A 14,799-nucleotide genomic window follows, 5' to 3' on the forward strand; every position below is an offset into this window, starting at 1 on the left:
GTCACCCCATCCGGGCGAGCGCAGCCTCGGTGAGCTCGTACTGGAGGGGCTCGCCGGCTGCGTAGCGCTCGATCTCGCTCGCGGTGATGTCGCCCATCTCGAGGTAGCACTCGACCGTCGCGGCGGCCTGATGCGGGGTCAGGAGAACGTTCGGCAGGCCGCGGTACGGGCTGTCCGGCGGGAGCGGCTCCTCGTCGAAGACATCCAGCGCTGCGTCGATCCGGCCGGACCGGAGCTCCGCGAGGAGCGCGGCGGGATCGATCAGCCAGGAGCGGGCGGTGTTGACCAGGGACGAGCCGTCAGGCATGAGCGCGAGCTCGCGGGCGCCGATCAGGTGACGCGTCTCGGGCAGGGTCGGCGCGTGCAGGGCGACGACCCGGCTCGTGCGGAGCAGTTCGTCCAGGTCAACCCGCTGTACGCCGAGCTGGGCGGCGCGATCGTCGGTCAGATACGGGTCGTACACGACCACTTCCGCGCCGAGCGCCACCACCATCCGGATGTACTCGACGCCGGTCCGGGACGCCCCGACCACCCCGATCCGCGACGACGGGAGACCGTGCTGCGGAGGTACGTCGTCCCGCCATGCCCCGGCGTGCATCTGATGGTCGAAGCGCTGGATCCGGTGCAGGAGACTCAACGTGAACGCGAGCGACACTTCGGCCACCGGATGCGCCATCGCCTGCCCCGCCTGGGTGATCCGCAGTCCACGCCGGAACGCCTCGTCGGTGACGAAATGCTTCACCGACGAGGCGCTGTGCGCGACCAGCCGCAACCGGTCCGCACGGTCCAGCACGTCCGCGGTCAATGGCGTCGCACCCCAGGACGTGATCAGTACGTCGGTCCCGGGCAACGCCGCCGTCAACGCTGCGGCGTCGCGGGGATCATCGAGTACGACGATCTCCCCGAGCGCCTCCAATCGCGCCACACTCGCCGGTGCGAACACCATCTCGCGGAACGACGGCGTCGCCGCCAGCACTACCCGTAGCTTTTCGGCCATGACCGAATTCTAGTTCACCGAGACGTCGTCCAGCAGGAAGGTCGTCGACGCACCTTCGTTCTCGGTGCTGGTCCAGTCCAGCGTGACGGTCCGGCCCCGGTACGGCGTGAGGTCGACGGACTGCATCGCGTACGACGGCGTACTCCGGCTGAACGTCTTCGCCACATGACCGTCAACGGTCAGCTGGAGCGCGTCATCTCCACCGGCGACCCGCAACGCGAACCGCAGCGTCGGATGCCCGAACGACGGGACGCTGACCCGCTGGCTCAGTGAATCGGTGTGCGTCGTACCAGTCCCACCGAGCCAGGCGTACCCCAGCCCGCTGCGGCTGTACTGGCCGTCTGCACGGATCACGTCCGGGGTCTGGGTCCAGCCGCCGGTCCCGGACTCGAAGTCACCGTTGGCCACGGCGTTCTTCCGGGTGCTCACCACCCAGCTGATCACGGTGTTGCCGCGTGCCCCGGTGGAATCCGTGCCTGTCACCGTGGCCGAGTAGGTCCCGGGAACGGTCGGCCGACCGTAGATGATCCCGCTCACCTGATCGATCCGGAGTCCGGTAGGCAGACCGATCGCGGAGAACCGCACCAGGCGACGACCCGAGTCCGTTGCGCCCGCCCGCAGTACGACGACATCGCCGGCCGCGCTGAACTGCTGTGTCGGTGCGGAGAGCGTGATCCGGTTGGCCCTGGTCGGCGAGGTCAGGGCCTTGGTGCCGATCGGCGTACCGAGGCCGGTGGGGCCGTCCCAGCCGGGCTGCGCCGTGCACAGCGGGGCCGGGGTGCACTCGCCGTTGTTGCCTTCGACAACATCGTTGAGGTTGCCGGTGGCCCCGTAGGGGTAGCCGGCCGGACGGGAGGCCGGACCGGGGTCACCGGCAAGTGCGTAGGCGGCCGCGATGACCGGGGCGGACGCGCTGGTGCCGCCGTACACGGCCCAGCCGGAGCCTCCGGTGGTCTGGTAGACGGCCACGCCGTTCATCGGGTCGGCCACCGCGGAGACGTCCGCGACCGCGCGCTTCGGGCAGGTCGCGGCCGGGATCACCGACTGCCAGCTCGGCTTGGCGGACACGCTCGAGCAGCCCGATCCGGTGCCCTGGCCGGGGCCGTTGTTCCAGACCGTCTCGGTCCAGCCGCGGGACGAGTCGTCCTTCGTCAGCGTCGTACCGCCGATCGCCGTCGTGGCCGCCGAGCTGGCGGGATACGAGACGCCGGCGTCGTAGTCGTAGTCACCGGTGGACGCCGCGTACACGACGCCGTGCGGATCGAAGTACTTCTTGTCCAGCGCGGCCAGGTCGGCGGACTCCGGTCCGCCCCAGCTGAGCGAGACGAACTTCGCGCCCAACCGGTCCGTGGTCTTCACCGCCTCGAGCAGGTCGTCGCTCGGGGAGTTGGCCTCGACGAGCGTGATCGCGCAGCTCGGGCAGACCGCCGACACCATGTCGAGGTCGAGCGAGATCTCGCCGGACCACGAACCCGACGGTGCGGGCAGCGGGCTCGACAGCCCGTCCTGGTTGAGCTTCTGGAAGCAGCCGTTCGCGGTCGTGCACGGCGGCAGTCCGAACTGCTTGCGGTACACCGCGAGGTCGGCCTCGGCCGTCGGGTCGTCGTACGCGTCGACGATGTAGACCCGTTGCCCTCGGCCCGCGGTTGCTGAGGGCAACTTGTACGCGGCCTGCAGGTCGGACGGACCGTACCCGTCCGGCGCACCGCCGGCAGCACGCGTCCGGAAGCCCAGGTCGGCCCGCCGTTGCGCGAGGCAGGTGTATTCGCCCGGCTTGACCTTCTGGTCGCAGCTCGCGACCACCTTCGGCGACTCTTGGACGTCCGCGGTCGCGACCGTGGTGGTGCCACCGACGAGGACGAGGGCCAGGGGGATCGCCAACCGCCGCAGGGAGATCAGGCGCAGTGAGATCACAGGAGTACTCCGATACTTCGTGTGTGGATCGGCGTCAGGCCGGGACGACAGAGGTCTGCTGCCAGCTCGCGCCGGCGTCGTGGGTCACCCAGAGCTGCGTGTCCTGGGTGTACGCCGCATCGCCCTCGACGACCCACGCCGTCGTACCGGACTGCTGGACCAGGTCGTGGATGCGCTCACCCTTCTCCAGCCAGTCCTGGTCGATGCGCCACGACTTCGACAGCGTCGGCCGGTAGTAGACAAGGCTCGCGGTGATCGTGGTGAGCATGACCGCGCCGTCCGGTCCGACCGAGAGCTGGCCGGCCAGACCGAGCGCGCCGGGAATCGCGTCGTACCGGAAGGTCTTGCCGCCGTCGCCGGAGACCAGGAGGGTCTTGTCGGCGTGGCCCTGGCCGAATCTCGCCATGCAGAGCACGTCGACGCGGCCCGGGCCGTTGGTTGCGAGGTCGCTGATGGCGGCGTCCTCGGCGTCGGCGCAGGTGACCGTGCTGGTCGGCCGGACCGTGCCGTTGGTGATCGTCGACAGCTTGCCCGGGCCGACGAACGGCGCGGCCAGGAAGTAGACCGTCGACCCGGTGGCGTCCATCGAGACCTGGGCGTCCGCGGCGACCGGGAGGTCGAGCTGCTTCCAGCCGGTGGACTTGCCGGCCGGTGCGCGCCAGACCTTCAGCGGGCGGTCGTTGCAGATGCCGGAGCCGATCTCGCAGCCGGAAGTGATGACGTAGGTGGTGCCGTCGGGGGCGGCGAGCAGGTTGAGGATCTTGGCGTCACCGCCGGGCACCGGGACCTGCGTCCAGGTCGCGCCGCCGTCCTTGGTGACCTCGAGATACGGGTCGTAGGCCCAGCCGAACTTCGAGTTGGCGAACTGCAGGCTGGTCAGGCCCGGCTCGCCGCTCTTCGCCAGCCCGTTGTGCGTGCGGCCGGCGGTGATCCAAGTCTTGCCGCCGTTGTGGGTGGCGCGCACCTCGGCCGGACAGATCGCAGTACCGCAGGCGACGGCACCGAGCACGTAGCCGTCGGTCTGGGTCGGCCAGACGATCGACTGCGGAGCGAAAGCCGGCTCGGTGGGTTCGGCGGTCGCGACGCCGGCTCCGGAGCCGACCAGAAGCGCGGTGACGACGGCGCCCACCAGCGCGATCGTCTTGCGGCCAGCATGCAGACGCACAGTTCACTCCTCGGACAGTCGATGGTTCCTGGGACACGCTAAGCCCTGACCCGGCGATTCCGGCGCCGATTCCGGCCAAACGCCGATCCCGGCCAACTACCCTCGAGAGGTGGCTGATTGGGAAGCGGTCGGGTTGTCGGGAATCGATGCCCAGGTCTATCGGCAGCTCCTGCGGGATCCGGGGATGCCTTCCGGGCAGCTCGGTGAGCTGCTCGAGTTACCGGACAGTGTGGTTGCGGAGGCCGTTGATCGGCTCGTCGCGGCCGGGCTGGTGCGGAGTGGTTCGGAGGCCGCGCCGGCTCCGGTCGACCCGCGATCCGGGCTGGGCATGCTCGTCCGCGAACGGCGGGCCGCGCTGGACGGCGTCGCGGCGATGACCGATCAGCTCGCCCGGGAGTTCAGCGCCGGTCAGTTGCAGGCCGAGCCGAGCCGGCTGATCGAGATCGCGGTCGGCCGGGACGCGATCGAGGCGCGGATCGACGACATGCTGCGCGGTGCCACCCAACAGGCGGTCGGCACCGACACTCCGCCGTACGTCGCCGACGGGAGCGATCAGGTGTCCGGCGCGGAGCTGGCACTGCTCGATCGCGGGGTGCGGTTCCGGTCGATCTACGCGGCCGAGGTGCTCGACCATCCGGGCTGGGTCGACCGGTTGAGATCGATGGCCGAGCGGGGCGAACAGTCCCGGGTACTGCCGCAGGTGCCGGTCAAGCTCCTGATCGTCGACGGCACCACCGCGATCCTGCCGTTGGCCGGCGGGCCGTCGACACCGGGGCAGGCGCGGGCCGTGGTCGTTTCCGACTCCGCGTTGACGAGTGCGCTGCAGGTTCTGTTCGACCAGTTGTGGAGTCAGGCCACGCCGTTGCGGCTGTCCGAGAACGCGGATCCCAACACGACGCTCGTCAACCTGCTGGCCAGCGGGATGAAGGACGAGGCGATCGCCCGCCAACTGGGCGTGAGCGGCCGGACGCTGCGTCGGCGTATCGCCCAGGTGCAGGAAGAGCTGGGCGCCACCAGCCGCTTCCAGGCCGGCCTCCAAGCCGCCCGCCGCGGCTGGCGCTAGGCCAGGTCCCTAAGCCACTGCGGCGCGGCGGGTGGCGCGGGTGACCAGCAGATGGAGGGTGACCGTGATCGCGAGGATGACACCGGCGACACCGAGCAGACCGTCCGGCGACGAGCCGGCCGTGAGCGCGACACCGCCCAGACCGCTACCGAGCGCGGAGCCGAGCGAGATCGCGCTGCCGTTCAGCGCGATCACGATCGTTGCGGAGTCCGGCGCCATCGTCGCGAGCCGCGCCTGCTGCGGAACTGCGCCACCACCGTTGCCGACGCCCGCCGAGAAGAACCAGACCAGGCCCCAGACCGCAGCCACGACGGCCGGGGCGAACATCAGCGCGACCATGCCGAGGATCGAGTTCAGCAGCAGTCCGGCCAGGACCACGGTCAGGACGCGGATGGCGCTGAAGCGGTCGACGAGCCGGCCGGTGACGGCATTGCCCGCCATGCTCGAGACGCCGTACCCGAACATGATCAGGATGATCGCCCAGTGCGCGTGGAAGTGCGGGCCGAGGATCAGGGTGGCGTAGGTGAAGCAGGTGTAGCTGCTGCACAGGATGCCGGTCGTGACCAGCAGCCCGGCGAGGAGCCGGGGTTGCTTGAGCGGGCGCAGGCGGTCGACGAGCGTCCCGCCGGGCAGATGCAGGCGCGGGAGCCGGAGCAGGATGCCGACGAGTGCGATGGTGCCGACCACGGCGACCAGGATCATCGGGAACCGCCAGCTGGACTGCCCGATCACCAGGCCGACCGGTACGCCGAGGGCGGTCGCGGTCATCCAGCCGCCCAGCACGAACGACAGCGCCTTACCGTGGTGCTCGGGCGGCGTCAGCGCGATCACGTACCCGGTGACGGCCGCGTTCAGCAGGCAGCCGCCGAGCGCCGCGACCACTCGGCCGCCGAGTGCCATCGGGTAGTTCGTCGCGAGCCCGACGACCAGGTTGCCGAGCACGAACACAGCCAGCGCGAGCGCGATCGTCGTACGGCGTTCCCATCGTGACGTCAGGGTGCCGAGCACGGGACCGGCCAGCGCGGCGGTGAAGGCGAACACCGACATCAGCTGGCCGGCGGCCGCCGCGCTGACCTTCAGGTCGCCGGCGATCTGGGGAAGCAGGCCGGCCAGCACGTAGCCGTCGATCCCCATCGAGAACGTCGCGACCGCCAGCCAGATGAACGGACGGTAGGAGAAACCCTGTCCGTCCACCGCGCCGGCGGCCCGCGTCTGCGTCATGTGAATATCTCACCCCGGGCGGCACACTCGCGGCAAGAGGAATCTGATCAAATCTGCCAAAAAGTCCCCGGCTGTGATCACCGATGGTCAGGACGGCCAGCGGTACTCGCGGCATTCCGGCGGGGTCGGCGTCTTCGGGACCATGTCCTCCTTGCCGTTCGGCAGGGTGATCTGGACCATCGCGCAGGTCGCCGGCGCGGCGGTCGGGTCGATGCCACGTTCGGTGACGATCAGTGCGCCCGCGGCGTCGTACCCGCGGACCACGAAGTCGTTCAGTCCGTTGTCGCTGGAGTCGTACGGTCCCCAGTTGGTGCGGCCAACGGTCGGCGCGAACCAGAAGCCGTCCTGCAGGAACGCCTCGACCGGCGCCTGCCCCTTCGGCTGCACGGTGATCCGGGTGACCGACTTGGTGTAGACGCCGGCGTTGCGAGCGATGCGCATGATCGGGGCTCCGATCAGCCGCGCTCCGGTGCCGAACCGGATGCTCGGCTCGCTGATCACCCCGCCGGCGGTGCGGCTGCACAGCCAGTACGCCGGGTCGCTTTTGGGCGGAAGTCCCTTCGGGCCCGTCGGGTAGACCTGCAGGCCGGACCCGACCAGCCAGGTGTTCACCACCTTCGAATCCTTCACGCCGGTGAATTCGAAGGCCCTGATCACCTTGTAGTCCGTGAACGGATGTGGCAGCGACTTGCTGGTGATCCGGTTGGCCTCGGCCAGGCACTGGGTCCGCAAGGTCGCGGTCTCCTCGGCGGACAGCGTCCTGATCTTCGTCGTCCCGGACACCGGCGGCGCGCTGTCGGTCTTCATCGCGCGTACGGCGACCACCAGGCCGGCGACCACCACGAGGACGGACGCGGCCGCGAGCGCCGGGGCGAGGATCCGCCGCGGTGCGCGTACGGGCTCGGTCTCGATCGCCGACAGCAGGTCGGCGCGCAGCTTCTCGTGGGCGCCGGGCGGCAACGGCCGGTCGGTACGGCGGGTGAGCAGTTCGTTCATGACAGGTTCTCCAAGGAATCGGACCGGGCCTCATCCGGTACGGCGGCGCTGAGATCGCGAAGGCGCTTGCGGGCCCGGGACATCCGGGACTTCACCGTGCCGAGCGGTACGTCGAGCGCGACGGCGGCGGACTGTGCGTCCAGCCCGCTCCAGAAGCACAGTTCGACGATCTCCTGCTCGTGCCGCGGCAGCTTCCGCAGCAACGCCCGCAGCCGGCTCGCCTCCCGCTCGTCATCGATCTGAGCTGCCACCCGATCGGCATGATCCGGCTCGTCCGTGGCCGGCGTCTGCCGGGTGAGGTTGAGCCACCGGAACCGTTGCCGCCGGCGTTCGTTGCGGATCACGAAGTCCGCCGTACGGAACAGCCAGGGCAGTGCCGAGTCGTGCACCAGCACCACGTCGGCCCGCCGTCGCCAGGCGTGCAGGAACACCAGCGAGGTCAGGTCCTCGGCGTCACTCCACGACCCGATCCGCCGGAACACGAAGTTGTACACCGCCTTGGCGTGCCGGTCGAACAGGTCGCCGAACGCCTCCGGCTCCCCGTCCATGGCCCGCCGCCACAACTCCCCGTCGCCCACCGCCACCTCCAGATCGTCCCCCCAGTGCGGGGCCTTCGCCGGGTATATGTCCCGACCCCTGCTCCGGGGTCCCACCCCCTGAGACCGACCGTGAAATGTCCAGTGGATCAGTAATCTTTCAGCTGTGACGACTGCGGACCGTCTTCGTCGGCGCGATCCGGAACCGCCCGCTCGCGGAGTACACCCCCAGCCCTCCTCCGCCTCGGTCTCCACCCAACTTTGAGAAGCCACCGCCCAGTTCCAGCACGGAATTGTGGTCGGTGGCTTCTCAAAGTTGGGTAGCGCACCGGCGAGACGAGTGATGGATTAGGACCTGAACGTTCCTTGGCGAGGCACTAGGACTGCCGCCGAACGTGTTTCCGGTCTTCGGCCTGACCGTCGGCCACCCGGACCGGCTCGACGACGCGGCGGTCAAGCCGCGCCTCCCGCAGGAGGCCGTCCTGCATCGCGAGCGGTACGAGATCGAGCCGCAGGACGCACACGTGCACGCCTACGAGGAGGCGCTGAACGCCCTCTCCGCGAACGCCGGCCTGCCCTCCAGCTGGGTCGCCCGGGTCGCCGCTCGCTTCGGAACTGTTGCGGGTCTCAAAGGCCGTGAGCACCTCCGCGAAGCCCTTCAGATCAGGGGTTTCGAACTCCGCTGAAGGCCATCCTCGTGGTCCCGCTCGGTGTCAGTGATCGGGCCGAGAACACCAGCCGAGTGACCTGCTCGCCCCAGATCGCGGTCAGGCGCGGATCGGTGAGGGGGAGTGGCTCGACGGAGAGCGACAGCTTGCCGGCGTCGTACGAGATCGACAGGTCGTCGACCAGTACGGAGCCGTCCTCACCTGCGATCGAGCCGTTGACGATCAGGTGCCAGACCAGCGAGCGCGGTGTGTCCTGCAGCTCCCAGGTATCGGTGATTTCGATCGAGCGGCTCATCACCAGCTCGCGATTCCAGGAACGGATCCCCGCCTCGGCCGGATAGGCGCCGGCAAGGTCGAGCCGGCTGCTGACCTCGGTCTCGCTGACGTCGGCCGACATACCCCTCGCGTGGAACTCGCGGCCGGCCGGCTGCGACAGCCCGTTGATCTGCGGCAGGTTGTGATAGTCGCTCTGCATCGTGAAGATCTGGTAGCGATCGGCCGAGAACGTCTGCCGGGTGTAGGTGCCGACACCGAGATCGACAACCCGCGGTACGCCGTCGACCGCGACGACGAACGAGCCGACGTCGTTGTGGTTGTGCGACTCAGCGTTGTGACCGCCCTTGAGCGCGACGAGTAGACGATCCGATCGCGCGACCAGCACCTCGGTATCGGGCAGCCAGGTGGTCGAGGCCCGCGTGCTCGACTCTTCGGACCGCAGGCCCGGCTCCAGCAGCGTGCCGACCACGCGACCCATGGACGGGATCCACGGTACGAGCGGGTCGTCGCGGCGCTTGATCGCACGGGCGTGGTGACGGGCGGACGGCTCGTCGGTGTGGACGCCGAGCCGGTACAGCGGATACGCGACCGACGGATCGCCCAGTTGCGCCGGACAGTCCGCGAAGTTGACGTACCACCGGTCGTCGATGTGCATCGCCGGCAGGTACGCCGCGATCGGCCGCAGCTTGGGATGACCGAAACCGTCCAGCTTCCCGCCGGAGGCGTCGTACAGCAGGCCCAGCGTGTCCGCGACGGCGCCGCCGGCCCGGGTCCAGTACGACGCGCCTTCGTCGCAGCCGCCGTCGTCGGGGTAGGAGTCGAGGAAGACGTCGAGCCCGTCGATCACGAGGGAGACGACCTTGGCGCGTCGAGCGGGATCGCGTTCGAGGAGCACTGCGCAGGCGGTCAGGTTGGAGTGGATCCACGGGTTCCAGTTGTTGGTGAACCGGGTCAGCCACGGCCAGTCGCGGATCTCGAGGAACGGCGTCAGCACGCGGCGGTCGACCTCGGTCGCGATCCGGAGCCGGGTGGCGGTATCCAGCTCGAGAAGCGCGTCCACCCAGGCGAGCAGGCCGCCGGTCTCGGCGCAGAACAGGTCGAGATCGCGGTCGCCCGGGCGCGGCAGGGCCTCGCCGCGGGCGGTGGCCGAGCTGGCGTGCGCCGGAATCGTCCAGGTCGCCTCGTCACACACCAGCCAGATGCCGTCCACGACATCGGCGATCCAGCGCTTCTCGCCGGTCAGCAGGGCGGCCAGCGCACTGGTCACGATCCGGCGCCGCCGCGCGAAGTACGGCGTCTCGTAGCGGTCGCGATCGCCCTCGCGGTGGAACCGGGCGTAGTCGCTCGCCAGCAGCACCGGCCAGGTGGTGGCGAGTTGTGCCTCGGCGTCCGCGAGGAGCGCCGCACGGTCGCTCGCCGGAACGCTCGGCCAGGCCTCGACGGCCGGCAGGTCGAGCGTGCTCAGCGATCGGGTGAGGAGGTCTTCGGGCAGCAGGTCGCGCAGTGTCTGAGCCATCGGCCCGATTGTTTCATACGACCGTTTCGCCTGCTCTGCAAAGGGTTTGCCGGGCGATGGCCGGGGCACCGGATCGGACGCACGGGGATCAGTTGCGCCGGGGGAATGCCCGGCCCACAGAGGAGAGGGAAGCATGGCATTCATCCTGTGGATCATCGCGGTGATCCTCGTCGTGTCCGGAATCGTCTCGTTGTTCCGTGGCCAGGTCATGTGGGGCGCGGCCCTGATCATCATCGGCCTGCTGGTCGGTCCCGGCGGCGTCAGCATCTTCACCTGATCCGGTTCCCGATCGGCACCTGACGCCTGCTCCAGCGCTCGCCCTCCACGCTCCGAGCCGCCGATGCCCGTAACCTACGGACAAGGCAGTTCTCACCCCGCCCTTGGTGATTTGGAGCGTCCATGGACATGGGGCAGGCGCCGCAGGGTTGGGTGCCGGTCGAGCATCGGTTGTTGGGGTTGGACCGGCGGACGTTCGCGGCCGGGTTCGGTGCGCTCGCCGTCGCGTTGTTGCTGATCTACGGGCTGCAGGCGCTGAACGCCGCGATCCCGTGGCACAACGAGATCCGGGCCGGGCAGGTGCTGGACCTCGGCGGCGGGGCGACGGCCGTTCCGCCGGTGGGATGGCAGCTCGAGCGGGGCACGCTGACCGGGGGCGCGGGTGCAGCCGCGACAAGTCTGCAGGTGCTGCTGGCGTCCGGTGGCGCCACGATCGAGCTCGAGGGGACGTCGTACGACGGGAGCGCGGCGGCGTTCCTCGAGCAGGTGCAGCGGTCGGAAGGTGACTCCGGAAGCGTCAGCGGGTCGCGTGGCTCGCTGACCACGGATGCCGGGCTGGTCGGCGTCGTCGAGAGCAGCACCGGGCCCAGCGGGGACGCGATCGACGTCGCGTTCAAGATGGCCGTGGGTACGACGGAGACGGTCAACTCGGCGCCTGCGCTGCTGGTCCGGGTCCGGACCGCCGCGGGACAGTTCGAGCGGTACCAGGACGAGGTCGCCGCCATGCTCCGCAGCATCACACCGGGGGCCGCGCGATGACCGCCGTACCGCAGGAGAAGGCCGCGCAGCGCGAGGCGATCGAGCAGTCCGGCTGGGGCCAGCCGTACCGGTTCCTGCAGCCGCACAACGTCGCCTTCTGGGTCTATCTGCTCGGTGTCGGTGGCGGTGCGCTGACAATGCTGCGGTACTTCGGAGCAGGCGCCTCGTTCTACACGCCGGCGCTCGCGGGCGGCGTCCTGCTGTTCGGCCTGTACCTCGTGCCGTGGCTGCTGCTCCTGCGCCACCACAACCGGTTCACCGCGCAACCCGCGGGGCTGCTCGCGACCGGATTCGTCTGGGGTGGTGTGGCGGCGACGTTCTGGATCGCCCTTCCGGCGAACGGCGCGCTGCTGGCGATCTGGGCCAAGGTGGGCGGGACGTCGTTCGCCGCCAACTGGGGCGCGGGGCTGACGGCGCCGATCAACGAGGAGTGGGGCAAGGCGCTCGGCCTGGTGCTCCTGATCGGGCTGGCCCCGCGGCTCGTGCGCAGCGCGTACGACGGCTTCATCATCGGCGCGTTCATCGGCCTGGGGTTCCAGGTGTTCGAGGACGTGCTGTACGTCTACAACGGCGCGACGCAGCTGTACGGCGTCGACCAGCTCGGCTCCTCGCTGCGGGTGTTCGTGACCCGCGGCGCGGCCGGGATCGTCTCGCATGCCTTGTTCAGCGCGATCTTCTGCGCCGGCCTGATGTGGGTCCTCGGCCGCAGCGGCGAGCGCAAGGTCCTGCGCGGCGTACTGACCATGCTGATGGCGATGGTCTTCCACTTCGCCTGGGACGACATGGCCGGCATCGCCGGAGGCAGCTGGCTGATCGGGGTGCTGCCGTTCGCGATCGCCGCCGTCGAGCTGATCGCCCTCTTCTACGTGCTCCGGCACGCCGCCCGGCAAGAGCGCGCCTGGATGCGGGAGCTGCTGGGGCCCGAGGTCGAGTCCGGCGTCGTCGACCCAGCCCTGCTCGACGCGGTCAGCGGGCTGCGCAAGGACCGGAAGAAGTACCGCAAACACCTGCACAGCCGATCGAAGGCACGCCATCGGATCGAGGCGGCGGGCGATCTTGCCCAGGAGATCGCTCGCGCGGGCGGCGCCGAGTCAGCTGGTGTGGCGCACGCCCGCGCCGAGCTCGTTCGGGTCCAGCAGGGCGGCCTCAGCTGAAGACGATCGGGGTGTCCTTCGTGCCGATCAGGGTGAGCAGTTGGGTGCCTTCGGCTTCGATGGCCTGCTGTTCGTCGGAGCTGAGCGGACGGTAGGGGTTGATCTTCAGACTCGGGTCGGGGCCACGATGGTGGCGCCAGTCGGCCTCGTAGTCGCCGTCGATCAGCAGCGTGCCCATCGCGGCGCCGTTGCCCGGCGGCAGCGGGACCGACCGCCCGGACGGGTTCACCCGCCGCCGATCCGCGTGTGACAGCAGGAGATTGTCGAACTCCGGCAGGAACCGCACGGGCGCCGGCGTCTCCGGATCGGGCAACGGCCCATCCGGTACGTCGAACAGTTCCTTGCCGTCCTCATCGGCGTACAGGCGCAACTGAGGCCGGAGCCGGTCGACGACCTCACGCAGCCTGGTCAATCCCGACCACATCTGTACGTCGGCCACACTCGCGGGACCGAATGCGGCGAGGTACCGCAGGACGAGCGCATCCGGAGTTGGAGCCGGGGCAGGTGACTCGCCGAGCCAGCTCTCGATCGTCTGCAGTGCGGCCGGACCGGTCTCGCCCCAGACCCCGCGCGGGGTGACCTGGACGGTCCCGGTCAGGTAGCTGACGGCGTACGCCATCCCGGTCGCGTCCCACTCGGGCCAGTGCTCGCCGAGCTCCTGCTTCAGCTGGCTCCGGCTGTACGGTTTGCGCTCCATCAACTCGGTGCCGTAGGCAACAACCGCATCGACGTCGACCCCGGCCAGCTGCTTGCCGAACGCGCCCCGCAGACCACGGTCCGCGACCGGATGCAGGAGCCGCCACAGCTGCAGGCAGTCCGCGGCCGTGACGAGATGGATCGTCGCCCGCTGCAACGACGTACGGACGACCTGCCGCGACCTCATCAACGCGGACAGCTCTTCAGGATCGAAACCCTCGAGCCTCGACCACAGCGCGACGTACGACGCCAGTGGCGCCTGTGCCTGGAGTCCGACCAGCCGCTCGATCAGCTCGATGGCGGATCCGCTCCCGCGCTGCAGCAACTGCTGCCGGGCCAGCAGCGCACGGTTCAGGGCGCGGCGGCCGAGGCTCGAGGTAGTCACGGACGTAGCGTACGGAAGAACGCGCGGACGTCGTCGATCAACAGCTCACTGCACTCCATCGCGGGGAAGTGACCGCCCTCGGCGAAGTCGGTCCAGTGCGCGATCCGGTGCTCCGGGTCACTGATCCGGCGTACGACGGGACTGCTGTTGAAGACCGCCCAACCGGCCGGGACGGTCGACGGCGCACCCCAACCGAGGTTCGAGTGCGCGGCCTCGTAGAGGAATCGGGCCGCGGACGCGCCCGCCCGGTAGAACCAGTAGATGCTCACCAAGGTCAGCAACTGATCGCGGTCCACCGACTCCTGCGGCGACTTGGCCGGATCGGTCCAGGCCTGGAACTTCTCCGCGATCCAGGCCAGCTGCGCCACCGGCGAGTCGGTCAGACCCGGCGCGATCGAGTCCGGCGTGTTGCTCTGCAGATCGAGGTAGCCACGACCGGCCTTCCAGGTTGCCTTCGCTGCCTCGACGACGGCCAGGTCGTCGGCGTCGAGGTCGTCCGGCAGCGGTACGAACTCGCCTGCCATCCCGAGCGTCCCGCGATCGCTGTTCACATGCGTACCGATGACCCGGTCGGGATAGTTGGCACCCAGGTACCCGGTCACGCCGGCCCCGATGTCACCGCCCTGGGCCGCGAAACGCTCGTACCCGAGCCTCGTCATCAGCTCGGCGAAGGCGGCCGTGGTCCGGCCCAGCTCCCAGCCCGCACCGGACAACGGTGTGGAGAAACCGAACCCCGGCAACGACGGCACCACCACGTGGAACGCGTCCGAGGCCTGACCGCCGTGGGACACCGGATCCGACAGCGGCCCCAGCAACCGGAGGAACTCGACCGCCGATCCGGGATAACCGTGGGTGAGGATCAGCGGCATCGCGTCCGGTTCGGGGGAGCGGACGTGGAAGAAGTGGATCAGCTGCCCGTCGATCTCGGTCGTGTACTGCGGGTAGCCGTTCAGCTCGCTCTCCGCCTTCCGCCAGTCGTACGACGTACGCCAGTACTCGGCCAGCTCGTCCAGGTAGCCGGGCGGAATCCCGCGACTCCAGTCGTCGGTGTCTCCCGGCACCGGCTGCGGCCGGCGGGTGCGGCCGAGGCGGTCGCGTAGGTCGGTGAGGTCCGCCTCGGCGACCTCGATCTGGTACGGACGGATCTCCTGTGCATCGGTCATAAGTCGAGGGTAGA

Annotated in this window: 14 protein-coding genes; 5 read left to right on the forward strand and 9 right to left on the reverse strand. The window is 69.5% G+C overall.

Annotated features, from left to right (window positions below):
* Position 1: 1 nt before the first annotated feature.
* The 3 genes from OHA18_RS24875 to OHA18_RS24885 are packed head-to-tail and all read right to left on the reverse strand — an operon-like array spanning position 2 to position 4,076.
* Complete coding sequence (locus OHA18_RS24875) at positions 2 to 997, reverse strand: hydroxyacid dehydrogenase (RefSeq protein WP_328997690.1); 996 nt, start codon at positions 995 to 997, stop codon at positions 2 to 4.
* 9 nt (positions 998 to 1,006) lie between these two features.
* A complete protein-coding gene (locus tag OHA18_RS24880) occupies positions 1,007 to 2,911 on the reverse strand; it encodes a putative Ig domain-containing protein (RefSeq protein ID WP_328997691.1) in 1,905 nt (634 codons plus the stop codon).
* 34 nt (positions 2,912 to 2,945) lie between these two features.
* A complete protein-coding gene (locus tag OHA18_RS24885) occupies positions 2,946 to 4,076 on the reverse strand; it encodes a WD40/YVTN/BNR-like repeat-containing protein (protein ID WP_328997692.1) in 1,131 nt (376 codons plus the stop codon).
* A 109-nt stretch (positions 4,077 to 4,185) separates the two neighbouring features.
* On the opposite strand from OHA18_RS24885, the gene OHA18_RS24890 reads away from it, so the two are divergent.
* Positions 4,186 to 5,139 carry a transcriptional regulator TrmB gene (locus OHA18_RS24890; protein ID WP_328997693.1) on the forward strand — a complete coding sequence of 318 codons (954 nt, stop codon included), beginning with the start codon at positions 4,186 to 4,188 and terminating at the stop codon, positions 5,137 to 5,139.
* Between the two features lie 9 nt (positions 5,140 to 5,148).
* Here OHA18_RS24890 and OHA18_RS24895 read toward each other — a convergent pair whose 3' ends face one another.
* The 3 genes from OHA18_RS24895 to OHA18_RS24905 form a co-directional block, all read right to left on the reverse strand.
* Positions 5,149 to 6,360, reverse strand: a complete 1,212-nt coding sequence (locus OHA18_RS24895) for an MFS transporter (protein ID WP_328997694.1) — start codon at positions 6,358 to 6,360, stop codon at positions 5,149 to 5,151.
* Between the two features lie 87 nt (positions 6,361 to 6,447).
* Positions 6,448 to 7,356 carry a hypothetical protein gene (locus tag OHA18_RS24900; RefSeq protein WP_328997695.1) on the reverse strand — a complete coding sequence of 303 codons (909 nt, stop codon included), beginning with the start codon at positions 7,354 to 7,356 and terminating at the stop codon, positions 6,448 to 6,450.
* Positions 7,353 to 7,940: an RNA polymerase sigma factor gene (locus tag OHA18_RS24905; protein ID WP_328997696.1), complete on the reverse strand. Its 588-nt coding sequence runs from the start codon at positions 7,938 to 7,940 to the stop codon at positions 7,353 to 7,355. The genes OHA18_RS24900 and OHA18_RS24905 overlap by 4 nt, the downstream gene beginning before the upstream one ends.
* Before the next feature lie 347 nt (positions 7,941 to 8,287).
* Between OHA18_RS24905 and OHA18_RS24910 the strand changes: the two genes are divergently transcribed.
* On the forward strand, positions 8,288 to 8,578 hold the full coding sequence (locus tag OHA18_RS24910; RefSeq protein WP_328997697.1) for a hypothetical protein: 291 nt from the start codon (positions 8,288 to 8,290) through the stop codon (positions 8,576 to 8,578).
* On the opposite strand, the gene OHA18_RS24915 is transcribed toward OHA18_RS24910, so the two are convergent.
* The gene (locus tag OHA18_RS24915; RefSeq protein ID WP_328997698.1) at positions 8,556 to 10,352 is read right to left on the reverse strand and encodes a heparinase II/III domain-containing protein; all 1,797 of its coding nucleotides are present in this window, start codon (positions 10,350 to 10,352) and stop codon (positions 8,556 to 8,558) included. The two genes, OHA18_RS24910 and OHA18_RS24915, sit on opposite strands and share 23 nt — an antisense overlap.
* Positions 10,353 to 10,485: 133 nt before the next feature.
* Between OHA18_RS24915 and OHA18_RS24920 the strand changes: the two genes are divergently transcribed.
* The 3 genes from OHA18_RS24920 to OHA18_RS24930 all read left to right on the forward strand — a co-directional run bounded on the left by OHA18_RS24920 (position 10,486) and on the right by OHA18_RS24930 (position 12,541).
* Complete coding sequence (locus tag OHA18_RS24920; protein WP_166678160.1) at positions 10,486 to 10,629, forward strand: GPGG-motif small membrane protein; 144 nt, start codon at positions 10,486 to 10,488, stop codon at positions 10,627 to 10,629.
* Between the two features lie 122 nt (positions 10,630 to 10,751).
* The gene (locus tag OHA18_RS24925) at positions 10,752 to 11,387 is read left to right on the forward strand and encodes a hypothetical protein (RefSeq protein ID WP_328997700.1); all 636 of its coding nucleotides are present in this window, start codon (positions 10,752 to 10,754) and stop codon (positions 11,385 to 11,387) included.
* Positions 11,384 to 12,541 (forward strand): PrsW family intramembrane metalloprotease, encoded by a 1,158-nt coding sequence (locus OHA18_RS24930; RefSeq protein WP_328997701.1) that lies wholly within the window; start codon positions 11,384 to 11,386, stop codon positions 12,539 to 12,541. The genes OHA18_RS24925 and OHA18_RS24930 overlap by 4 nt, the downstream gene beginning before the upstream one ends.
* Here OHA18_RS24930 and OHA18_RS24935 read toward each other — a convergent pair.
* Positions 12,534 to 13,622: a winged helix DNA-binding domain-containing protein gene (locus OHA18_RS24935; RefSeq protein ID WP_328997702.1), complete on the reverse strand. Its 1,089-nt coding sequence runs from the start codon at positions 13,620 to 13,622 to the stop codon at positions 12,534 to 12,536. The genes OHA18_RS24930 and OHA18_RS24935 overlap by 8 nt on opposite strands.
* Positions 13,619 to 14,785 carry an epoxide hydrolase family protein gene (locus OHA18_RS24940; protein WP_328997703.1) on the reverse strand — a complete coding sequence of 389 codons (1,167 nt, stop codon included), beginning with the start codon at positions 14,783 to 14,785 and terminating at the stop codon, positions 13,619 to 13,621. The genes OHA18_RS24935 and OHA18_RS24940 overlap by 4 nt, the downstream gene beginning before the upstream one ends.
* Positions 14,786 to 14,799: the final 14 nt, after the last annotated feature.

Source organism: Kribbella sp. NBC_00709, assembly GCF_036226565.1.
Classification (GTDB): domain Bacteria; phylum Actinomycetota; class Actinomycetes; order Propionibacteriales; family Kribbellaceae; genus Kribbella.

What these genes read in the sequence shown, in the direction of transcription:
- OHA18_RS24920 (WP_166678160.1), top strand. Translation starts at nt 10,486, where the DNA reads ATGGCATTCATCCTGTGGATCATCGCGGTGATCCTCGTCGTGTCCGGA.
- OHA18_RS24940 (WP_328997703.1), bottom strand. Translation starts at nt 14,785, where the DNA reads ATGACCGATGCACAGGAGATCCGTCCGTACCAGATCGAGGTCGCCGAG.
- OHA18_RS24930 (WP_328997701.1), top strand. Translation starts at nt 11,384, where the DNA reads ATGACCGCCGTACCGCAGGAGAAGGCCGCGCAGCGCGAGGCGATCGAG.
- OHA18_RS24875 (WP_328997690.1), bottom strand. Translation starts at nt 997, where the DNA reads ATGGCCGAAAAGCTACGGGTAGTGCTGGCGGCGACGCCGTCGTTCCGC.
- OHA18_RS24915 (WP_328997698.1), bottom strand. Translation starts at nt 10,352, where the DNA reads ATGGCTCAGACACTGCGCGACCTGCTGCCCGAAGACCTCCTCACCCGA.
- OHA18_RS24900 (WP_328997695.1), bottom strand. Translation starts at nt 7,356, where the DNA reads ATGAACGAACTGCTCACCCGCCGTACCGACCGGCCGTTGCCGCCCGGC.
- OHA18_RS24925 (WP_328997700.1), top strand. Translation starts at nt 10,752, where the DNA reads ATGGACATGGGGCAGGCGCCGCAGGGTTGGGTGCCGGTCGAGCATCGG.
- OHA18_RS24895 (WP_328997694.1), bottom strand. Translation starts at nt 6,360, where the DNA reads ATGACGCAGACGCGGGCCGCCGGCGCGGTGGACGGACAGGGTTTCTCC.